At 37.5% G+C, this 19285-nt stretch carries 6 protein-coding genes and 2 pseudogenes; 1 reads left to right on the top strand and 7 read right to left on the bottom strand.

Going from position 1 to position 19285, the window contains the following annotated elements; translation table 11 throughout:
• Window positions 1-27: 27 nt before the first annotated feature.
• Both P20652_RS08070 and P20652_RS18275 read right to left on the bottom strand, forming a co-directional pair.
• Window positions 28-3717 (bottom strand): translocation/assembly module TamB domain-containing protein, encoded by a 3690-nt coding sequence (locus tag P20652_RS08070; RefSeq protein WP_008169289.1) that lies wholly within the window; start codon window positions 3715-3717, stop codon window positions 28-30.
• Window positions 3717-5443: pseudogene (locus P20652_RS18275) on the bottom strand (autotransporter assembly complex family protein). Before P20652_RS18275 ends, P20652_RS08070 begins: the two are co-directional and overlap by 1 nt.
• A 214-nt stretch (window positions 5444-5657) precedes the next feature.
• Between P20652_RS18275 and P20652_RS18270 the strand changes: the two are divergent.
• A pseudogene (locus P20652_RS18270) lies at window positions 5658-5992 on the top strand (ribonuclease E inhibitor RraB).
• Window positions 5993-6027: 35 nt separating this feature from the next.
• Here P20652_RS18270 and P20652_RS08075 read toward each other — a convergent pair.
• The 5 genes from P20652_RS08075 to P20652_RS08090 all read right to left on the bottom strand — a co-directional run bounded on the left by P20652_RS08075 (window position 6028) and on the right by P20652_RS08090 (window position 19097).
• Window positions 6028-7779 (bottom strand): DEAD/DEAH box helicase, encoded by a 1752-nt coding sequence (locus P20652_RS08075; protein ID WP_008169279.1) that lies wholly within the window; start codon window positions 7777-7779, stop codon window positions 6028-6030.
• A gap of 632 nt (window positions 7780-8411) precedes the next feature.
• Window positions 8412-11678 carry a TonB-dependent receptor domain-containing protein gene (locus tag P20652_RS08080; protein WP_008169276.1) on the bottom strand — a complete coding sequence of 1089 codons (3267 nt, stop codon included), beginning with the start codon at window positions 11676-11678 and terminating at the stop codon, window positions 8412-8414.
• 1638 nt (window positions 11679-13316) lie between these two features.
• Entirely contained in the window at window positions 13317-13559 is a 243-nt protein-coding gene (locus tag P20652_RS18265) for a hypothetical protein (protein WP_033017539.1), read from the bottom strand.
• 68 nt (window positions 13560-13627) lie between these two features.
• Complete coding sequence (locus tag P20652_RS08085; protein ID WP_008169273.1) at window positions 13628-16516, bottom strand: TonB-dependent siderophore receptor; 2889 nt, start codon at window positions 16514-16516, stop codon at window positions 13628-13630.
• A 331-nt stretch (window positions 16517-16847) separates the two neighbouring features.
• Window positions 16848-19097 carry a DNA polymerase II gene (locus P20652_RS08090; protein WP_008169271.1) on the bottom strand — a complete coding sequence of 750 codons (2250 nt, stop codon included), beginning with the start codon at window positions 19095-19097 and terminating at the stop codon, window positions 16848-16850.
• Window positions 19098-19285: the final 188 nt, after the last annotated feature.

The following is a 19285-nucleotide window of genomic DNA, read 5'->3' as shown; positions in this document are numbered from 1 at the left end:
ATATCCTTATAATTATTATAGTTTTAGTTATTCCCAATCAAACTTATATAGCACATCAACATTTTGATATAGGCCGCTTGTTATCTCTATGTATAACTGTGAAAGTAACTGATAACGCACAGCCACTTCACTGAGCGAATCAAATACACCCACGCTATATTTAACTTGCAAACTGGGTGCTACGTATCCTGATATTTCTACTTTGGTACTATCACCACTACCTGATGAGCTTAAACTTACATCTGACAACCCAAAGGTTTCACCTACCTTAGAAACAACCCCTTCGCTGCGGCTAACCCCTTGAGAGAGTAATAACTGTGTAAGCATAGCATCGCTTGACGAACTTTCTCCATCACCTAAAGGTTGGCCATTAAGTAAATATGCAAGTGCTTGTGCTTGATCCATCGCAGGCTCAGAAAATATTTTAAGCGTTGGTTGCTCAACATTACCCGTGAGCGTCACCCCTGCAATGACACCATTTGCAGTCGTATCGGGGTTACGTATTGCTTTAATATTTAAAAATGGTTGTTCAATTGAACCGCTAAAACCGACTTGCCCGGTGCTGATTATTAAATCTTGCCCAAAGGCTAAGTAAGTACCTTCAATTAAGTTAAGCTCACCTGTGGCTATAATTGGTGCACCTTGACTCATTTTTATCGCTAAATCACCCGCAACTTTTGATTCCAAGCCAAACGACTCTACTTTTACATCGTTTTTAACAATCACTTTTAAATCTATGTCGTAATCAAACGGGACTGTTTCTGTGGCCTCGGTTTTTTGATCAACAATAATTTCATCATCGCTAACTTGCACCGCGCCCTCAGGAAGCTCTTCAATCATTATACGACCGTAAGGCACAACTACCTCACCAGCAAGCTTGAGTGCATTATTAGCCAAGCCTATTTTTAAATCCGGCGATACTTTAAAAGTAACCCCTTGCTGCGCGCGTACATAAAACTGCTCGCCAACTACCGCCACATTTACAGCAGGTTGCGCACCTTGCCAATCAACGTCACCGGTGAGGTTTATTTTACCGCCCTGGTTGTCGTTTAAGTTGCCTTTTATTGTGGCTGTTGTTTTATCAAACAATACGTTTATATTTGATTTTTGCAGCGCTATAGGTAATTGCTCGCCCTCTAAACTAATATCGCTCACATTAAGCTCGCCATTTAATAATGGATCTTTTAACGTACCTGCTAACGCGACTTTACCGCTAATATCACCTTTTAACTGCTCAAGGGTTTCAAGAAAAGGTTGTAAGTCTGAAAGGAGTATTTTATCAATATTTATAGTGCCGTTAAGCGCTTGCGTATTTTGTATATCGTCGATATTAATTTGTGTATTAATTTTGCCTAATACACTTGATTCTAAATTAGCTTCAAGCTTGCCAATTTGAGAATCCGAAAACGCACTAATAGTTAAAGTTTCGATTGGTAATTTAAAACGATCTTCTTCCGAGGTTAGCACTGCTTCTAAGTCGCTAGAATCGATATTTGCGCGTAATGTTTTAAGCGCGCCGCTTTGCCAATTAAGTGCTACATCGCCAGCTATATTACCGCGAGTACGAATGCTATTAGGTAAAAAGTGCTTAAGCTCCTCAAGTGCTAAGTTGCTTAGTTTAGCATTTAACTGACCGAGATTTTTTGACTGCGCTAAGGTGTCTATACATAATTCACTTTGATCAGATGCCCAACAATGTGCACTTACATCAAAGTCGCCACTTTGCGTATTAACCATAATGGCAATATTTCTAGTATTACTAAAACTAAGCTTTTTATCGCTGAGCGTTACATTACTAAGCTCGCCATTCCAAGTGGTATTATTAATTTTGCCATTAACTTCAAGCTCTATACTGCCTTGCTCGGCATCTACAGATGCCGTAAGTTGATGATCTGTTTTGTCGCCGCTAATATCAATTTTAACGCTATTAATTTGCTGTTCGGCCACCAGCGCCGAACCAACACTTACCGAAACATCGGTTTGCCAATCGGCTGCGGTATCTAACTGCCCTTTTACTGATAATTTATTAATGTTTATTTCATCAAAAATAAAGCGATCTAGTATTAGTGCTAAATCAACAGAGGGCGTTAACCTTTCCCCTCTCACTTTTAAATTTGCGTTGCCGTCGGCAGTAAATGGAATATTAGCTTTTTCATCACTTTTTAGTGTTACTTTGCCATCAACCTGCCAAGTGTCATCAACTTGACCGCTTAGTGCTAATTTATTGGTGCCGCTACTTAAATAAAAGCTATCAATATTAGCTTTTAACGTGTTGTCGAGCTTAAAGTTTGAGGCAAATTCTAGTGGCACGTCGTTAAGTAATCCGCTTAACTTTGTATTATTCATTTGTAGCTGCCACTTGTCGACAGCTGCATTAAACGAGCCTTTAAACTGTCCTGAAATATCACTGGTAACGGCATCAGTTAAGTACTGCGCTTTTAAGTTAGCAAGCGTGCCATTAAAGTTAGCCTGTATGCCTTTTTGCCAATCAACATTGGCTTTTATAGTTGCACTGCTTTCGTTTGCTTTAATGCCTAGCGCTTGTAGAGTTGCTTTGGTAAGACTGCCTTTTAATTGGGTATTTAAGTCAACAGCTGGGTACGCGCCTAGTTGGCTATTCGCCTGTAGGCTAAGCTGATAGTCGTCGGCATTACCTTGTGCGTTAAGGCTTACATTTCGCAATTTAAGCTCATTACTTTGTGCATCAATAAGCCACTGCTTAATTTTTCCATTTAACTCAAACGGATAGTTTTTTTGCTTTAAATTTGCTGTTGCCGTTAAACTAAGTGGGTATTGCCCCTGTGTTTCTAAATTTAAGTTTAGATTTGATAAGTCGCCATTCAACTGCAAATTGGCTTGATGCTCGTCACTTTGTAAAACAACATCCCCTTTTACGGGCAAGTTCCCTGTAAGCTCAGCGTTAAGATGCGTATTAAGCTGCCACTGCTCATACTTTGCTGAGAATGACTCTAAATTAATAACCGCATCTTCCACACTTAATTGCAGCGAGATGTTTTCAATAACATGCTGGGCTTCGTTTTGCTCAATCGTAATGTTAGCTATTTCAAAGTCTTCAACAACTAAGTCAAGTGGCGAAGTAAATTCTATATTAGGTAATGCAGGTAGGTGCGTTAAAGGCGCTTGAGTATTTTGCGCCGTTTGTGTTTTCGCATCTTGTTCTTGCTCTTTTAAAGCAATAAGTATGGTGGGAATATTCAGGCTTTTAACCGTCAGCTTTGAACCCTCTGCTTTTGCTGAGAGTTTAAAGTTATTAACGCTTACGTTTGCACTTGGATGCTCTAGAGTAAATTTATTGATCGCAATGTTTTTTACAGCAATATTAAAAGGTAAGCTAATTTTTTTAAGCGGCTCTGCCGCGGCTTCTTCTTCTGACTCTGCAGTTTTTGGTAATGTTAAATTTATAGATTTAGCACTTAAGTTATCTATACAAATTCCATCGCACTGCCACCAAAACAAATCAATTTTCAATTGTTGAGCATTAAAATCCAGCCCATTGTTAGTAAAGCGTACATTAAAGGCATCGTTATAAATAAAACGGCCATCTTTAATTTCAATATGTAGTCCATCTACCGCTTTGTTTGCACTATAAGCAATAAATTGATTACCGGGTGCGGTAAATAACAAACAAAATAGTGCAACAACTAACGTGACAAAAATAGCACTTACGGCGGCTGTAATCTTTTTTAATAATGACATTAAATTTCTGGCCCTATGGTAATACTTAAACGTGTGCTTTTACTTTCTTTTGTTAATCCCCAAGCGTGGTCTATACGCACAGGGCCAACGGGTGTTAAATAGCGAAAACCAAAACCAGCACCTACTTCAAAATCATCAGAAAAATCATTAGTCGCAGTACCACCATCTACAAATAAAGCTGCTCGCCAATTTTTAGCAAACTGGTAGTTATATTCCATCGTGCCCGATAGTAAATACTTACCACCTATTAGCTCGCCGTCATCGTTCTCAGGCGAAATTGATTGGTACGCAAAACCACGAACGCTTTGATCGCCACCTGCGTAAAATCGAAGTGAAAATGGCACGTTGTTAATATCATCAACAAGCATTGCTCCCACATTCGCTTTTAAAAACACCAAGTGGCGGTCAAAATAAGTGCGTAGCCATGCATGTTGCATTTGCACCCTAATCAAATTAGTACTCGAAAGCACATCATCTAAGCCAAACTCAGCAGATATAAGCCACTGCTCTCCCCAATAGGGAGTCGTGCCGCCTTTTGATTTTTTGCGCGCGTAGCTAATGCCAGGCATTAACATTTCGGTACTTTCTTCGTCTTCATCACCAATACGGTAGGTTTCTTGGTCGCGGCGTAAAAATGCAGTCCGCACCCACTTATTTTCGGTCAACCATTGGCGCTGAACTTGCCCTGTTAATATTTCACTGTAAGTGTCGTTTGTGAGCTCATCTTCTAATTTATAACCGACAGAGAATCGCCATAAATCATCATTAGGATCATCAACCGGAACTGTATAAGCCATGGAAATATCTTGCTGCTTTTGTGCCACATTTAAATTAGTTTCGAGGTAATGGCCGTCTTCTGTGATCCACGGTTTACTCCATTTAAAACGCACCTTAGGCCCTAAGTCAGTACTAAAACCACCGCCAATTTCATAGCTGTTAGCTGGCTTGGGTAATACTTCAACTTTAATCGGTACTTGGCTGTTTTTACGCGCTGCAATGTCAGCATAAACACGCACACTCGCAAAATAAGGGGTACTTGATAAATCTAGGTTATAGTCAGCAATATGCGTTGATTTATAAGGTTGGCCCTGAGAGAAAGGCGCTATAGAGCGTATGTATTTTTCAGCGGGTGTACTACTGGCAATTTGTATATTGCCAAACTGATACCTAACTCCGGTATCAATTATAAAAGTAATAGCAGCACTATTTTTTTAATCGACACTTCTAATTTGCGCGCTGGCCACTTGGCATCAAAATAGCCAAGCTCTAGTAGCATAGATTCTATTTTTTTATGAGCAGAGTCGTATCTACCATGATTTAAAACATCGCCTTGCTTTAAATTAGTATTTTTAATCAATGCCTGTAATTGTGGATCATTTTGACCATCACCGTTTGGCGTAATATTAATTGCTTCTATACGAGTTGCAGGCCCACGTTCTACTTTAACAATTAGCTCACTGTCGTCTTTATCATAAATAACCTCGACGGTCGGGCTATAATAGCCAAGTGCTTTGATGCTATTTTGTACTTGTTTTTGAGCATAACGACGAAGTGTACGGGTTGGCTTTTCGCCAATTAACTGCTTGAGATAAAGGGCTACGTTATTTTCTAAATCGCCACTTAACCCTTTAATTTCGTAATCTTCTATGACTTTTTCTGCCGCATAGCTATTTGTCGCAATTAAAGCGCTCACAACACATATGCAACGTAAAAATTTAATAAACAAGTAAATATCCTTACTTTTAAAATCTTACATAAAACTGGCTAATTACGCGCATATTAGCATAGCCATAATGAGCAACACATTAACTTAATAACAATCTAACGCGTAAATTTAACTTTGAATAAATATCAGCATAATTAAAATTAGTACGCGTTAAGACAATATTTTAGTTACAATAGCGCCTACGAATAAAAAATTAATTTTAAATGAGTTTTTAATGCAATTCCCTGATGATGATAACGGCCAACTTTTAGCCGAAATAGCCGCTGCTGGCATTGATTTAAATAAAATGCACCAAGTCGATTTTTTATTTTATTTGAACAAGAAGCCGATGCTGAAAAATTTGCTAAAGAAATAGTCTCTGATGCATTAGTTCAAAATGCTAAACTTGAAAAATGTAAAGACACTGGCGTTTGGGAAGTAATCACTCAAGTACAAATGGTGCCAGAGCACACCCTTCTAGGACAAGCAGAGCAATACATTGAAAGCATTGCTAATAGCTTTAATGGATACGGTGACGGCTGGGGATTAATGGACAGTGACGAAGCTTAATTGCCTGTTAGTTCAATGTACTCTGTCAGTTAAGCTTAGCGGCTTAACTGATTTGCCTTTCTAAAACCCCCTTTATAGTCAAATAGCTTATCAGCCACTTTCCAACCATACTTTTTGCTTTTTCGTGCAATAACAAAATCCGGTGGTACTAATTCAAATTGTGCTTTTACTACTTGCTCTGCAGTTTTAAAATTAATAGGTGTTTGTCCAAGTCCTACTCGTAGACCAAATTGCTTATTAAATATAAATTGCCCGCCTTTATTTGCAAGGTTATATACCTCATCGCAACTTGCACCATCTTCATCAAAATACGTTATTTTAATAAGTTCATCTTTAATTTGAGTTACCGACAACCCACTACATCGAAGCACAAGTGCGTCTTTTAAGTTTAATGCATTACGTAACTTATCATCAGGGTCGGCCATTACCGCGCCGCAATCATGGCATTTACGTGCAGCAATATCATTTTGGGCACCGCACTGCTCACACTCTTTAAACCTAAAACGATAATCGCACTGCTCTTTATGTCCATCATCATCTTCTAATAGGCCTTGGCAACGCCTGCCAAAGTGCTCTATTACTTTGCCAGTGGAGTCTGTTTTACCCCAAAATATATTCGCAAACCCACAACCTGGGCAAAGCACTTGTACAGGCTCGTTATCACTATCGCCTTTTTTGTCACCTACTTCAGGGTGAAATAAATTAAAACCATTGCCGGCATAATCTATTACTAAGCAATCCGTTTTCGATTCAGATAACCTTAAACCTCGCCCCACAATTTGTTGATATAAACTAACCGATTCTGTAGGTCTTAAAATAGCTATAAAGTCGACATGTGGCGCATCAAAGCCGGTTGTTAGTACCGATATATTAACTAGATACTTTAATTGCTTAGCTTTAAATTGCTTAATGATTTTATCGCGCTCAGTGTTTGGCGTATCACCTGTTATAAGTGCACTTTGATGAGCTGGTAGGTAGCTTAATATTTCCTGAGCATGCATTACCGTGGCGGCAAAAACCATAACACCTTCACGCTCTTCACTGTACTGAATTACTTGCTGTAATATAGCTTTCGTTGCGCGCTCACTGTTTTTTAAAAGCGCATTCATATCATCTGTCGTATATTGCCCAAATGCATTGCTATCTAGAGACGAAAAATCATAATGGCTAATCGCTGCATCAACTTCGTTCGGCGGCGTTAAATAATTATGTTTGATCATATACCTGAGCGGCAATTCAAAAATACAACTTTTAAACGGGCTTTCTTTAGTCCCTTTAACAAAGCCATGATAATGATGATAGTATATCCACCCCATTCCTAGGCGATATGGTGTTGCTGTTAAACCCAATACTTTTAACTGAGGGTTATATTCTTTTAAACTACTTATTACTTTTCCGTACTGGCTTTTTTTATCCCCATTTACCCTGTGGCATTCATCAATAATAAGTAACGAATAATGCTCATTTAATTTATTTAAATTACGAGAAAGTGATTGCACACTGGCAAAGGTTACTTGATGGTTTAATGACTTTTCTTTTAAACCTGCTGAAAATATACTCGCTTCTAAACCAAAACTTTTATATTTTTGCGAATTTTGCTCTACCAGCTCTTTTACATGAGCAAGCACTAATATTTTTTGCTTAGCAATACGGGCAAGTTCAGCAATAACAAGGCTTTTACCTGCACCGGTTGGTAGCACAATAACGGCAGGATCATTACTCTTTCTAAAGTGTAAAACGGTGCGTTCTACGGCTTCTTGCTGGTAAGGTCTAAGGGTATATGTCATTTAGGTATAGACGAAAACTTAATAATGTTAATAATAACAAAAAGCTCATAATATTACGTTACTTATGTTTTCAATTTATAAAAGAGTTGGGGAATGTTATTACCTACATAAATAATGTTGAATCTATTGGTGATCTACTCACTCTTTCTTAGACTTCATAATAGACTTGAACGCACTTTAGCCGTCTCAGAAATCATAAACTACTCAACTAAAAAGATCTTTTCCTAGTGCTTATGAAAGTTGTTGATGTAAAAGCACAAAACACGGCTTATCATAGAATAGTGAATATTCGCTTCAATCAACGACACTTAAATTGAGTTTAAAAAAAGAAAACATAACTCCCAGCCTAACCAAAGCTTTTTAATAAGTGGCCCTGACGACCTTGGCCTTCACTGACATCAATAGGAGGCTTAAAATAAATTTAGAATATCCTGCAGAATTGGCGTTTACCTTAACCCTTAGTAAACGACAAAAAATGCTCCTATTATCAATAGATAATAGGAGCATTATATAGTATCGAAAAGCTAACAAATAAGTCTAAAAGAAATAAAACGCCTCAATTATTAAATGTTAGCTTTCAAGCTAATACTCTAATACAAACAAATGCAAAGAGTTATGTAGCGAAATAATCATTAAAACTTATGATTAAAACGTAAGCTAAATCGACGGCCTAAACGCTCATCTAAACCAAACTGATTAAAACCGAACGAAGTAGCGGTTAAGTCATCAGCTGTACGATCGAGTAAATTTTGGATATTTAGCTGAACTGTAGTTGATGTACCTAGGTTATAACCAATACTTAGATCATGCAGAAAGCGCGAAGCATTTTCATTAGTAAAGTCGCCCGTTAATGTACCGTCTTCAGAACGCTGGAAATTATACGAGTATAACTGCTGCTCGAGTGAATCAATCAGCGTTCTGTTCTGCCAGCGTACACGATGACTAACAAACAGATCTTCATACATCCAATTAACATCGAATGTACCCGTCCATTCTGGATCTGAGAAATCACCTACATCTTCCTGAACTTCAGATGTTGCAGTAGCTTGGTTTTCATTTGTGATATTGTGCTGCGTAGTAGAAGCAATATTCAAATTACCCCACTCACCTAAGTCATGGCTATAGAACACAGACAATGATACTGCCTCAAACGTCGCTAATGCTACGTTAGCTGGCTGATTTCCTGCACGAATAACTTGATTGTCATCTCCACGAGTGAATGTATCACAAGCAGTTTCATTCGGAAAATCAGGTGAATCATAACAATTTGCTGCTAATGTCTCAAATGTAACATCGTCTATTGCACCCTCAATTTCAAGGTTGTAGTAATCAATACCTATTTGTAAATTTTCAACAAAATCTGGAGTCCAAGCTAACCCGTAAGTGTATGATTTACTTGTTTCTGGATTTAAGTCAGGGTTACCTGAAACATAACCGGTCGATATAGTACCGTCAGAGATAGACGACGTAAATGTATCAGTATCTATTCCTAATGATTCACAGTTAGCTTTACGTGCAGTTGGGTTTGGCCCAAGACCAACATAACGTGCATCACATGGATCGTCACCCGATATAAACGATTGTTGTATTGGTTGGAACAACTCGTTAATTGATGGATTTCTGAACGCTGTTGCATAGGTAGCACGTAAAGATAGGTCGTTGTTTATTACCCACTTCATGCTAGCTTGAACAACATCTTCTTCTGTTGAACGATCTTCGAATCCAGCAGGAGCATTTGTATTGAACTCTTGATTACGGTAAGCGCCGCTTACTTCAAGGTATTGTACAAATGGAATATCCATATCAGCTGAAATTACAGGAGCAACGATTTCTACATAATACTCGTTTGTATCGTACCCACCATTAACTGGGCGATCAATCGAGCTACGCGTAATTGGTACCCTACCGCCAACTGCAGGCTCATATTTGCTCTTTTCAATACGTCGCTCAATACCAACTACGTAATCAAGTGGGCCTGCAGGTAAATCAAAAGCAGCACCCCCAAGGTTGAATGTATAAACGGTTTGCATATTGCTCGCTTGAGACATTTGCGAGCCACCCGTAATGAAATCGAGTGAAGCATTTGATGCCTGTGAGCCAAATAAGTTAAGTGGTTGACATCCATCTAAAAACGGTAGGTCTTCATCGGTCAAGCCAGAGCCAGAAGCTTGCGAATTGAAGCCTTCAAGTGAACCTGCAGCGAGGTCAGCGTAAGCACCACAAATAGTATCTCCACGTTGGAAACCACCTGTAAATGCTGAACGAGAGCCTTGTAGGGCTTCTAATGCCTCATCCAATGTATTTATATCATCACGGGCATCACGTATTTGAGTCAACATTGCATCGTCAATACTACGTGCATCGACTGCATTTAGAAAACGTCCATCAACAATACCCGTTGTTCTGATGTTCACATCTGAGCGGCCATGAACGACAGCTGCATCCCAATAAAATTCTCGGTCTAAGAATTCAAATTCACCTTCAAGAACATTACTTACGCGCCAAGTATGCGTTTCGTTAGAGTTACCACCTGACGATACTAAGTCGTTATTGAAACGGTGAATAGAAAATTGATCACCCTCTAAGCCTGCGTCTGCTAGTGTTTGACGAGCCTGTGAAGATAAGAACGGGTTATCAATTGGTACCGTAATTGCAGCTGACGTGCCACCAAAGAAACCAGTTTGAAAACCGCCTTGGTTAACTAGCTCAGTACCGCTTGTATTAGCGTAAACAACATCACTTATATAGCGAAGGTTATCTGTAATATCATAGTTAAATGACACGTACAAATTATGACGGCTAGTTGGAGAACGAATTTGAGATACACTATCAAAGAAATCTATGCCACAGATATTACCGCGACCGTCGTCGTAAGTTTCAAGCAAGGCACGTCCAGAAGGTAGTCTCGGACCTGAATTACATTGTTGAATTTGGCCGTCTTGCGTAAACTCATAGAAATTACCATCTGCCCACGAACCACTGCCTACACTTGGTGCAAAACCAGCTCCAGCAGGTGTAACAGCGCCGAAATCGGTAAATAGTTGAAGGTTAACTTCATCATAAAACAAAGATACTGACTGTAAATCGTCATCGTTAATAACACCATCACCATTCAGGTCGTCTATTTGACCATCACCGTTGCGGTCTAAAAACTCGTTTGTAGTACCACCAGAACCAGGGTTATTGTTACAAAGGAAATCCTGTTCACATTCTAATAAACCATTTGTGCGGGTATATTCCACACCAAATGTTAGATTACCACGACCATTATCGAAATTTCCGCCGCCGACAGCACTAATTTGGAAATCACGAGCATTTCCTGCATCGTTCTCACCGTATTGAGCTGTTACCTCAAAACCTTCGTAATCATCTTTCAAAATAACGTTTACAGTACCACCGATGGCATCAGCACCGTAAGTTGCAGCACCAGTAAGAGGCACAACCTCAATCCGGTCGATTAAAGCAACTGGTATAGTGTTAATATCAACTTGTCCACCACCAATAGATGCCGACTGTGAACTCACCATACGACGACCATTAATCAATGTAAGTGTACGTTGAGTACCTAAGTCAAATATATTGGCTTGGTTTTGACCTGCGTTCTCAGCATCTTGATCGCCTTCAGTTGTCAAAGAACCACCAAATAATGGCGATTGATTAAGCAAATCTGCAGCGTTAGTAAAGCCTCTTACTCGAATATCTTCCTCACCATAAGAAAAAATTGGAGCACTCTCACTAATCTCCGCGCGTTGGATACGAGAACCCGTGACTGTAATTTTTTCTACTTTTTCGGCTTTTTCTTCTTCTGCTGCAAATGAACCTGCAGAAAAAGCAGCAGTTGAAACTGCACCAAAAGCAATCGCTAAACGGACTGCTTTTGAAACTTTATTGTTTAACATTTGATTCTCCCTAGAATACTATTTTATTATTTATGCTTAATTTTTAAAATTAATGCGCAATAAAGCCACTTAATAAGGCTAAAAATGCCTATATGAAGGTACAGTAGGACTTTATTGTCTTGCGGATGATAGTACTAGATAAACAAAGAGGTCAACACATTATTAACTTTTAACCAACAAAAATAAAAAATACATCTTTCACCATTACATTAAAACCAACAGTAAGCAGCTGATTTTATTGGAAAAGTAATATATGTATATTTAAAGCTTATATCACCTTAAAATAAAACACTTTAATAACAATGACTTGAATATTTGTAAAGATTTGCAACAAAGCATCGATAAAATATATAAAAACATTCATATTTAGTAGACTTATCTAAAGCTGCAGGTTTAAAAAAAGTGTCTCTTTTATTTAAGGTGGAATAAAAAATAATTTTACTATTAATTAGATAACCTCGCTTTACACCTTAACAATAAGATTTATATGCGATTACTTTAGCCTTTTCGAGTATATGACTTATAGTATGCTTGTAAAATTTATTATAGGAATTGACCCAATTAATGTGTAAACATACATAATTACTTACTCCTTCCTTATTTTGCAATCTGAGTTGTAAATTTTATGTTTTTTAACTTAGATATGCGGAAAAACCTTTTGAAGTAATCACTTAAATTTTATCCTGATCTTTTTAGGATAGGCAGATTATAACCAAACTACCTGTGTGGCTTTTATGTAAATACCTACTACTGCCTGCATTTAATTTGTTTGAAAAATTCAGTTTAGAACTATTGGGTACACATGTCAGATTATAAGTTTGGCTATATTATTTTGTAATTTGGCCTACATCGTGTTTAACCTGATTTATTGAGCTAGCCAGCTGCAAATCATAAATAAACTTTCTTTGATATGTCGTAAAAATGTTCATTATCATTTTTATACTCGAAAAGAGCATCGACTGATGAGTGTTTGTTTAATGAGAGGAAATTATGAACTCAATTGTGAAGGTAGTGCTTGAACATTTGGTTACTACCTGGCCAATATTATTCCTTAATACTTGTTCTAATAATATTGAAACCATCTCTTTATTTACTAATTTGATAATATTCACTTGAGTATCACATCGACTGTAAAATCAAAGTTAAAATATGCAAAATTATCAGATAAACTGCATGTATTTGATACGGCCTTAACTGGTAATATTTAATGTACTTGAGAAGAGTTACCCCCTAATAAGTGTAATGCGGGATATCCTCTATATTCATATTTACAGATACTTTTGCCGGGAGCCTCTACAATGATTATCGCTATAAATTATAAATCACGACAAATACTTAAAACACTTATTACCATTAAAATCAACCCCTTAATTACACGAAGAGATAAATCAAATATAATGGTTTTGTAAAACATACGTTATTGAAATACGAGAAAACACCAACTAAATACAAAGTTACCACGTTAACAAGGTTTGGCAGATAGTCGAAACTCAATGAAATAATGTAGCCTGGAGGAGGGGTAAGTTTAATAGCAAATAGTTTACTTAATATAGATAACCTGTCCGCATTATTATTAGTACTAACACATCTAGATTTCAAACATAAGTTAAAGTATTGCAATTAAACTTAGTAGTAAAATTAGTTCCTATCTTGATAAATATTTCCTCTTTTGTTAATTTCTCTCATTGCCTCTTGGTTTTTTTTGCGTCTTTCTTCTGCCAACTCTTTTGACATGCATGTACGCTTTTTAATATTACTACCTGTCACCGCTATTTTTTCGCATACCATATTTTCATTACTGCTTAGAGAGTCTTCACTCAGTGAACTACAACCAGATAGAAATAGTAAATTTGAAATGATTATTACGATTAGCTTTTTCATTTTATTCCCTTAAAGTAAAAGCGCTAACATTATAAATATTAGCGCTTTATTATTGTTTTTTCTGAACTCTAGAACTTAGCGTTAAGAGTCAAGAATATATGACGTCCAGTTGTATTGTAAGTACGAGGGTCTGTATTATCGTTAAACCCTGTTGCTGCATACGGAGGATCTTCATCAAATACGTTATTAATACCAACAGTAGCTGTGTAGTTATCAAGGAAGTAACTAAAGCGAACATTGTGTATTACTTGTGAGTCAACGGTTCTAATAACATCATAAGAATCAAGAGTACCACCGATATTAATGGCTTCAGTTCTAAATGAAGAGTTAACATCAGCTAAATCATCAGGGTCAATATTTGTAAAGTTTTCTTCAACTTCACCAATGTAACGCAATGCATAAGTTGCAGACCAATTCTCTTGAGCTAACGATACATTGAAGTTAGTTTTCCACTCAGGGAAGTTACCATCACCACTATTTCGGCGGTAGTAGCCAGCATTTTGAAGTGTTGAACCGTCGGCTTGAGTTATTGTGTAGTCGTCATAGTAAGTTGCATCTAAGCTTGCTGATAATGAACCAATCGACGTATCAGTTGTATAAGCAACATTGAAGTCGTAACCAGATGACTCTACACCACCAACATTTATGTTTCTGTTATCAATGTCACTTGAGTTACCAGCTAAAATACCAGATGTATAACGAGTTATTTGATCACAGTATGTACCGCTTTCAGCACACTTGTTTAAAATTAACTGCTCGCCTACAGAGCTAATTGCATTTTCCAGCTCGATATCCCAGTAATCGATTGTGAAAGATAAACCATCAACAAATTCAGGGCTATAAACTAGACCAACTGTAAATATATCAGCTTCTTCTGGTTGCAACTCTGGGTTACCACCAAGAGTAGAAGATAATTGGTCACCAATAGGCTCAAAACCAGCTGCTGGTACGCCGTCAGCTATACAGAATGATGTAGGGTTAGTAGCACACGGGTCCGAGACTTCAGGGCTATTATCTGATGCGCCAGAGAATAAATCAGAAGTTGAAGGTGCTCTAAATGCAGTAGATGATGTTCCTCGGAACATAAGGCCGTCCATAGGAGACCATTTAATTCCTACTTTATGGTTTGTAGTATCGCCAAAAGTATCATAATCAGAATAACGAATTGCTAAATCTAGCTCTAACACTTTTGCAAAAGGTGCATCATATAGTAGCGGTACATTAAACTCAGCATAAGCCTCATCTACAGTGTAGCTGCCTGATGTTTCTTGACGGCTAGATCCAGATGTAATTCCTAATGCTATTAGTGCATCAGGGAAATCACCACCTTTCTCTTCACGATGTTCTAGACCAAATGCCATACCTAAACTACCTGCTGGTAATTCAAATGCACTACCAAATACACTACCACTAATAATTTGCTGTTCGTTTGAACCAAAATCGTGAGCTTCAAACGAAATAAAATCTAACATTTCTTGAGTAACTTGAGTATCAGTTCCTGGGATACCAAATACATTCAATGATGTACAACCAGCGATAGGATCATCTGCAGTTCCACATACAATGCTACCGTCAACGTCTTGGAATGAAGGACCTACGGCTTGTGAAACTTTTTCAAAGTTTACGCCGCCAGCTCGTTTGGTTGTAGAATCACTTGAACCAAAGATGTATGAAACTTCATAACCCCAATCGTCATTGATATCGCCTTCAAAACCAACTACTGCGCGAACTGTATCTACACGAAATTGAGTATCTCGACCGCCAGTTTCAACCATACGACGGCGCCAATCAGAAATCTCAACCGAGTCACCATTTCTGTCTTTAGGACCAAATTGTTGGTTATAGTAGTTATCTGCAGAATAATTTGCATTTGTCACACCAAAGAACGCAAGTGGTGCTAGAGGTAATGGAGCAAGCTTAGTATCTGAAATACGGCGGTTTAAACTAACTTCTGAAAAGAAACGAACATGGTCAGAAAACTCATAGTTACTCTGAACAAATACGCCATATCGCTCAGCAGGAGTTAAGTGAAAGTTTACAGGCGCAAAGTTGTAAGTATCTTTATCCCAATCCCAACAATCATAACCAGTTGGATTAGAAAAATCGCTTGGGTCTGATTGACCAGGACCATTAGCTGCACCGTGAGTAAAAGAAGAACAATCTTCACCAGCTACTGAACCATCAATACCGTTGTAACGACCCCATGGTGGAGCTGAAGAACCACCTTTAGAAAGCTCACCTGTATGATCCATGTCTAAAGAAAATTTAGACCAGTCTCTATCACCAGAAGACTGAGAACCCTGCTGAACGTAATATGCACTAGCTACCACGCTGCCTTTATCGCTTGTTAAACCTACAGTAAAATCGTAGCTCTTAGTTTCGCCATCACCGCCATGTGTCGAAGCATCGTAACTTGCTGTAGCTTCAAAACCTTCAAAATCATCACGTGTAATAACGTTAACTACACCGCCAATAGCATCTGAACCGTAAATTGCAGAAGCACCGTCTTTTAGAATTTCAACTCGCTTGATAATTGCTGTAGGGATTGTACTTAAATCTACAGAAGAGTTGGCACCACTACCCGACGCAACCATTCTACGGCCGTTTAATAATACTAGCGTTCTTGAAGAACCCAAACCGCGTAAAGATACACGCACCGCACCTGAGCCACCATTATTAACAGAAGCATTAGTTCCCGCACCAGCGACTGAAGGAATGTCTTGAAGAATGTCACCTACGTTACCAATACCTGAAGCAATTAGGTCATCGCGTGTTAATATTTGTACTGGATTCGCACCTTCCATATCAGTTCTTTTGATACGTGAACCAGTTACTTCAATTCTTTCTACTTTATCAGCGCCTTCGGCTGCCATTGTATTACCTGAAAATGCAGCTGTTGATGCTGCGCCAAAAGCAAGTGCAATACGCACCGCTTTAGCTACTTGATTGTTTAACATTTGATTCTCCCTGGTGTTACTACTTTATAGTAGTAATCATTATTTAATTATTTTAGCTACATAAGATTAACAGCAACTAAAACAAAGAATAAACAAAAACCACCAAAAAGCCAACAAAAAGTTTACAACCCTTTGCAGAAAAAGAAATATCTGCGAATATAATAATTAAAATCTCAAAAACTAGAATAAATAAGATGTGGACAGTATGAAAACACAGATATGTTGCTATTTATGGTGTTATTAAAAAAGTCTCTCTTGTAAATTTAACCCAAAATAAACACTTGAGTGCGAAACAAGATCAACCATTTCAATTAACGGTACAATCTGTTTTCTACATAAATTGCATAGTCATAGCTATGAAAGCCTTGATACAGCTCAACTCCAGCGGTTGTGTAAACAAATGTAACAAATTCACCTCTATTGACCGTAAATTCGCTATTTTTTTCTGGTGTTTTTTAACTGCTTGAACATGAGGGGGGATATTTTTCTTATAATCGATTAAGTTTTGACCTAGCCTCTTCTTAAAAACGAGTAAATGATCAAAATCACCTTGGTATAACTTTGTTGTATAGTCTTTTACAAGTTCATCTATGCTCAAGTTTCCATCAAAAAGACTAGTAAATAGTTCGAACTGGAACTGTTGAGCAAGTTTAGTCCAATCGCTTCTTACTGTTTCTAATCCTTTAAATACTAGTTTTGATTCGCTTGGTTTAATTAATTTACCGACATAGCGCTTTTTAGAGCCAACTAGCTTCCCCCTTATGGTTGGCAAAAAGAAAGGGCTATAAAGAGATTCAAATTCTATTTCTAAATGACTTGTTAAGTTGTGCGTTTGTTTAATCTCGTTAACCCAATCTGTAGTTATCTTTTTAGCTAAAAACACGCCAATCTCATTACACTCGTCGTGAGTTAAATCATCGTCCAGCTTAATAAATGTAGAATCGGTATCACCATAAATAACGCTATAGCCAAGCTCTTCTATCCATTTTTTAGTTTGTAGCATTATTTCGTGCCCTCTTAATGTAATAGAGCTAGATAACCTGGGATCGTAAAACCTGCATCCTTTTGAGCCTAAAACACCATATAAGCTATTCATTATTATTTTAATTGCTTGAGAAAGCATTTGATCTTGATTGTCTTTGGCGAGCTGTCTTTGTGAGGCTAAGCTTTTAATTAATAAAGGTAAGTGATGTTTATCGCGCGAGAATAGGGCTTCATTAAAACCCTGCACACTTTGGTTTGGATTTTTTAAACCTTCTATCAGTCCGAGTGGATCAATATAGAAAGTTTGCATAATACTGGGATACAAGCTTTTAAAGTCTAAAACAATGACATTTTTATAAAGCCCAGGAATAGACTCCATTACATAACCGCCAGGACTTTCGAATGTAAGCCCATGATCGCCCATATTAGGAGCAACATAACCGCTGCGATGCAGCATTGGTAAATACATATTGATAAAAGCAGCGACAGAGCCGCCCTTTTTTTCAAGCTCTAATCCTGTGAGTTTTGTTCTTATAATAGAAAAATCGAGTAGCTTTAATTTATCAAAAATTTTATTTACCAAAATACAATCTTGTCGATTATATTTTGCTAAAGAAAGCTTATCTTCATTAAATTGCCTAATAATTTCCTGCAGACTATTAGCCGTGTCTATTAATTTGGACTCACCCAACACTTGATTTGAAACATTAGCTAAAGAAAAACTCTCAAAGCTATATGTACCATTTTTTAAAGTGTCTATTCCATCAACCACACATCGCCCAGGGATCGATACTCGAGTAAAGTGTCCTTTGCGAACATATAAAGGTTGATCTCCCCTACCCAGTAATAACTTAATGCCTAGTGCTTCAGCTCTTTCATGAATAACCGAAAAATCGAACTCAATTACATTCCACCCAATTATGACATCAGGATCGCTAAGCTTAATAAAATGCTCTACCCCCCTCAACAGCTCAGCCTCATCTACACACCAAATAATATCAAACTCTAGGTTTTCAGTTTCTCTATCTGGCTCGCCAATCATTAAAACACAGTCTAAATTGCAGCCCACAAGTCCAACAGAAAACAAAACGCCACTTTCGTTACATTCAATGTCTAACGAGAGTTTATTAAGAGCTGGGGAATACTCATCATTTGCTTTTAATTTTGCCTCTGTTACTAATGTATGACCATTTTGATAAAAAACATTACCCGTTATCCAAGCTCCTCCTTTTATAAAGCGCTCCATTAAATAGCGCTCTATTGGTCGAATATCTTCTTCAAATAATACAACTCCACGTTGCTTTAAAGCTTTAGCAGCACAATAAAAATGTTTAAGTGATTTGAAGTAACAGGCCGACATATCTTCTTGCTGAAAGTTTTTTAACTCAAGACTTTTAATATTAAAGATAAGTGACTCAGCTGCTAATATTTCATGCGCTATTTCAGCATCTTTACTTTTGATAAAAAACAGCGCATTTTCGTTAACTGATATTGTTTTTATAGGCCCTTTATCACTACAAAACCACGCTTCGTAGCAGATGCCGTTAGCAGTATCATAAGCATGAGAAGAAACAATAAAACCGGCTGTTAAGTACATTATTACTAAACCTTATTCAAATATATTTAAGTTTTTACTTAATTCAAAATGCTTTAAAGCCATACATTCAACCTAAATAAATACTCAGATACTTTATTTGCTAAATTAATCTCATCACTTCTTGTAGTTACACTCTTATAACTCTAAAATCCATAGCACTGTAATTATATACATACTTTAGGTAAATC

Origin of the sequence: Pseudoalteromonas sp. BSi20652 (genome assembly GCF_000239855.1) — a bacterium.
GTDB lineage: Bacteria > Pseudomonadota > Gammaproteobacteria > Enterobacterales > Alteromonadaceae > Pseudoalteromonas.
The sequence above is the reverse complement of the archived record's forward strand: the minus strand, read 5'-3'. Positions and strand labels throughout refer to the sequence as shown.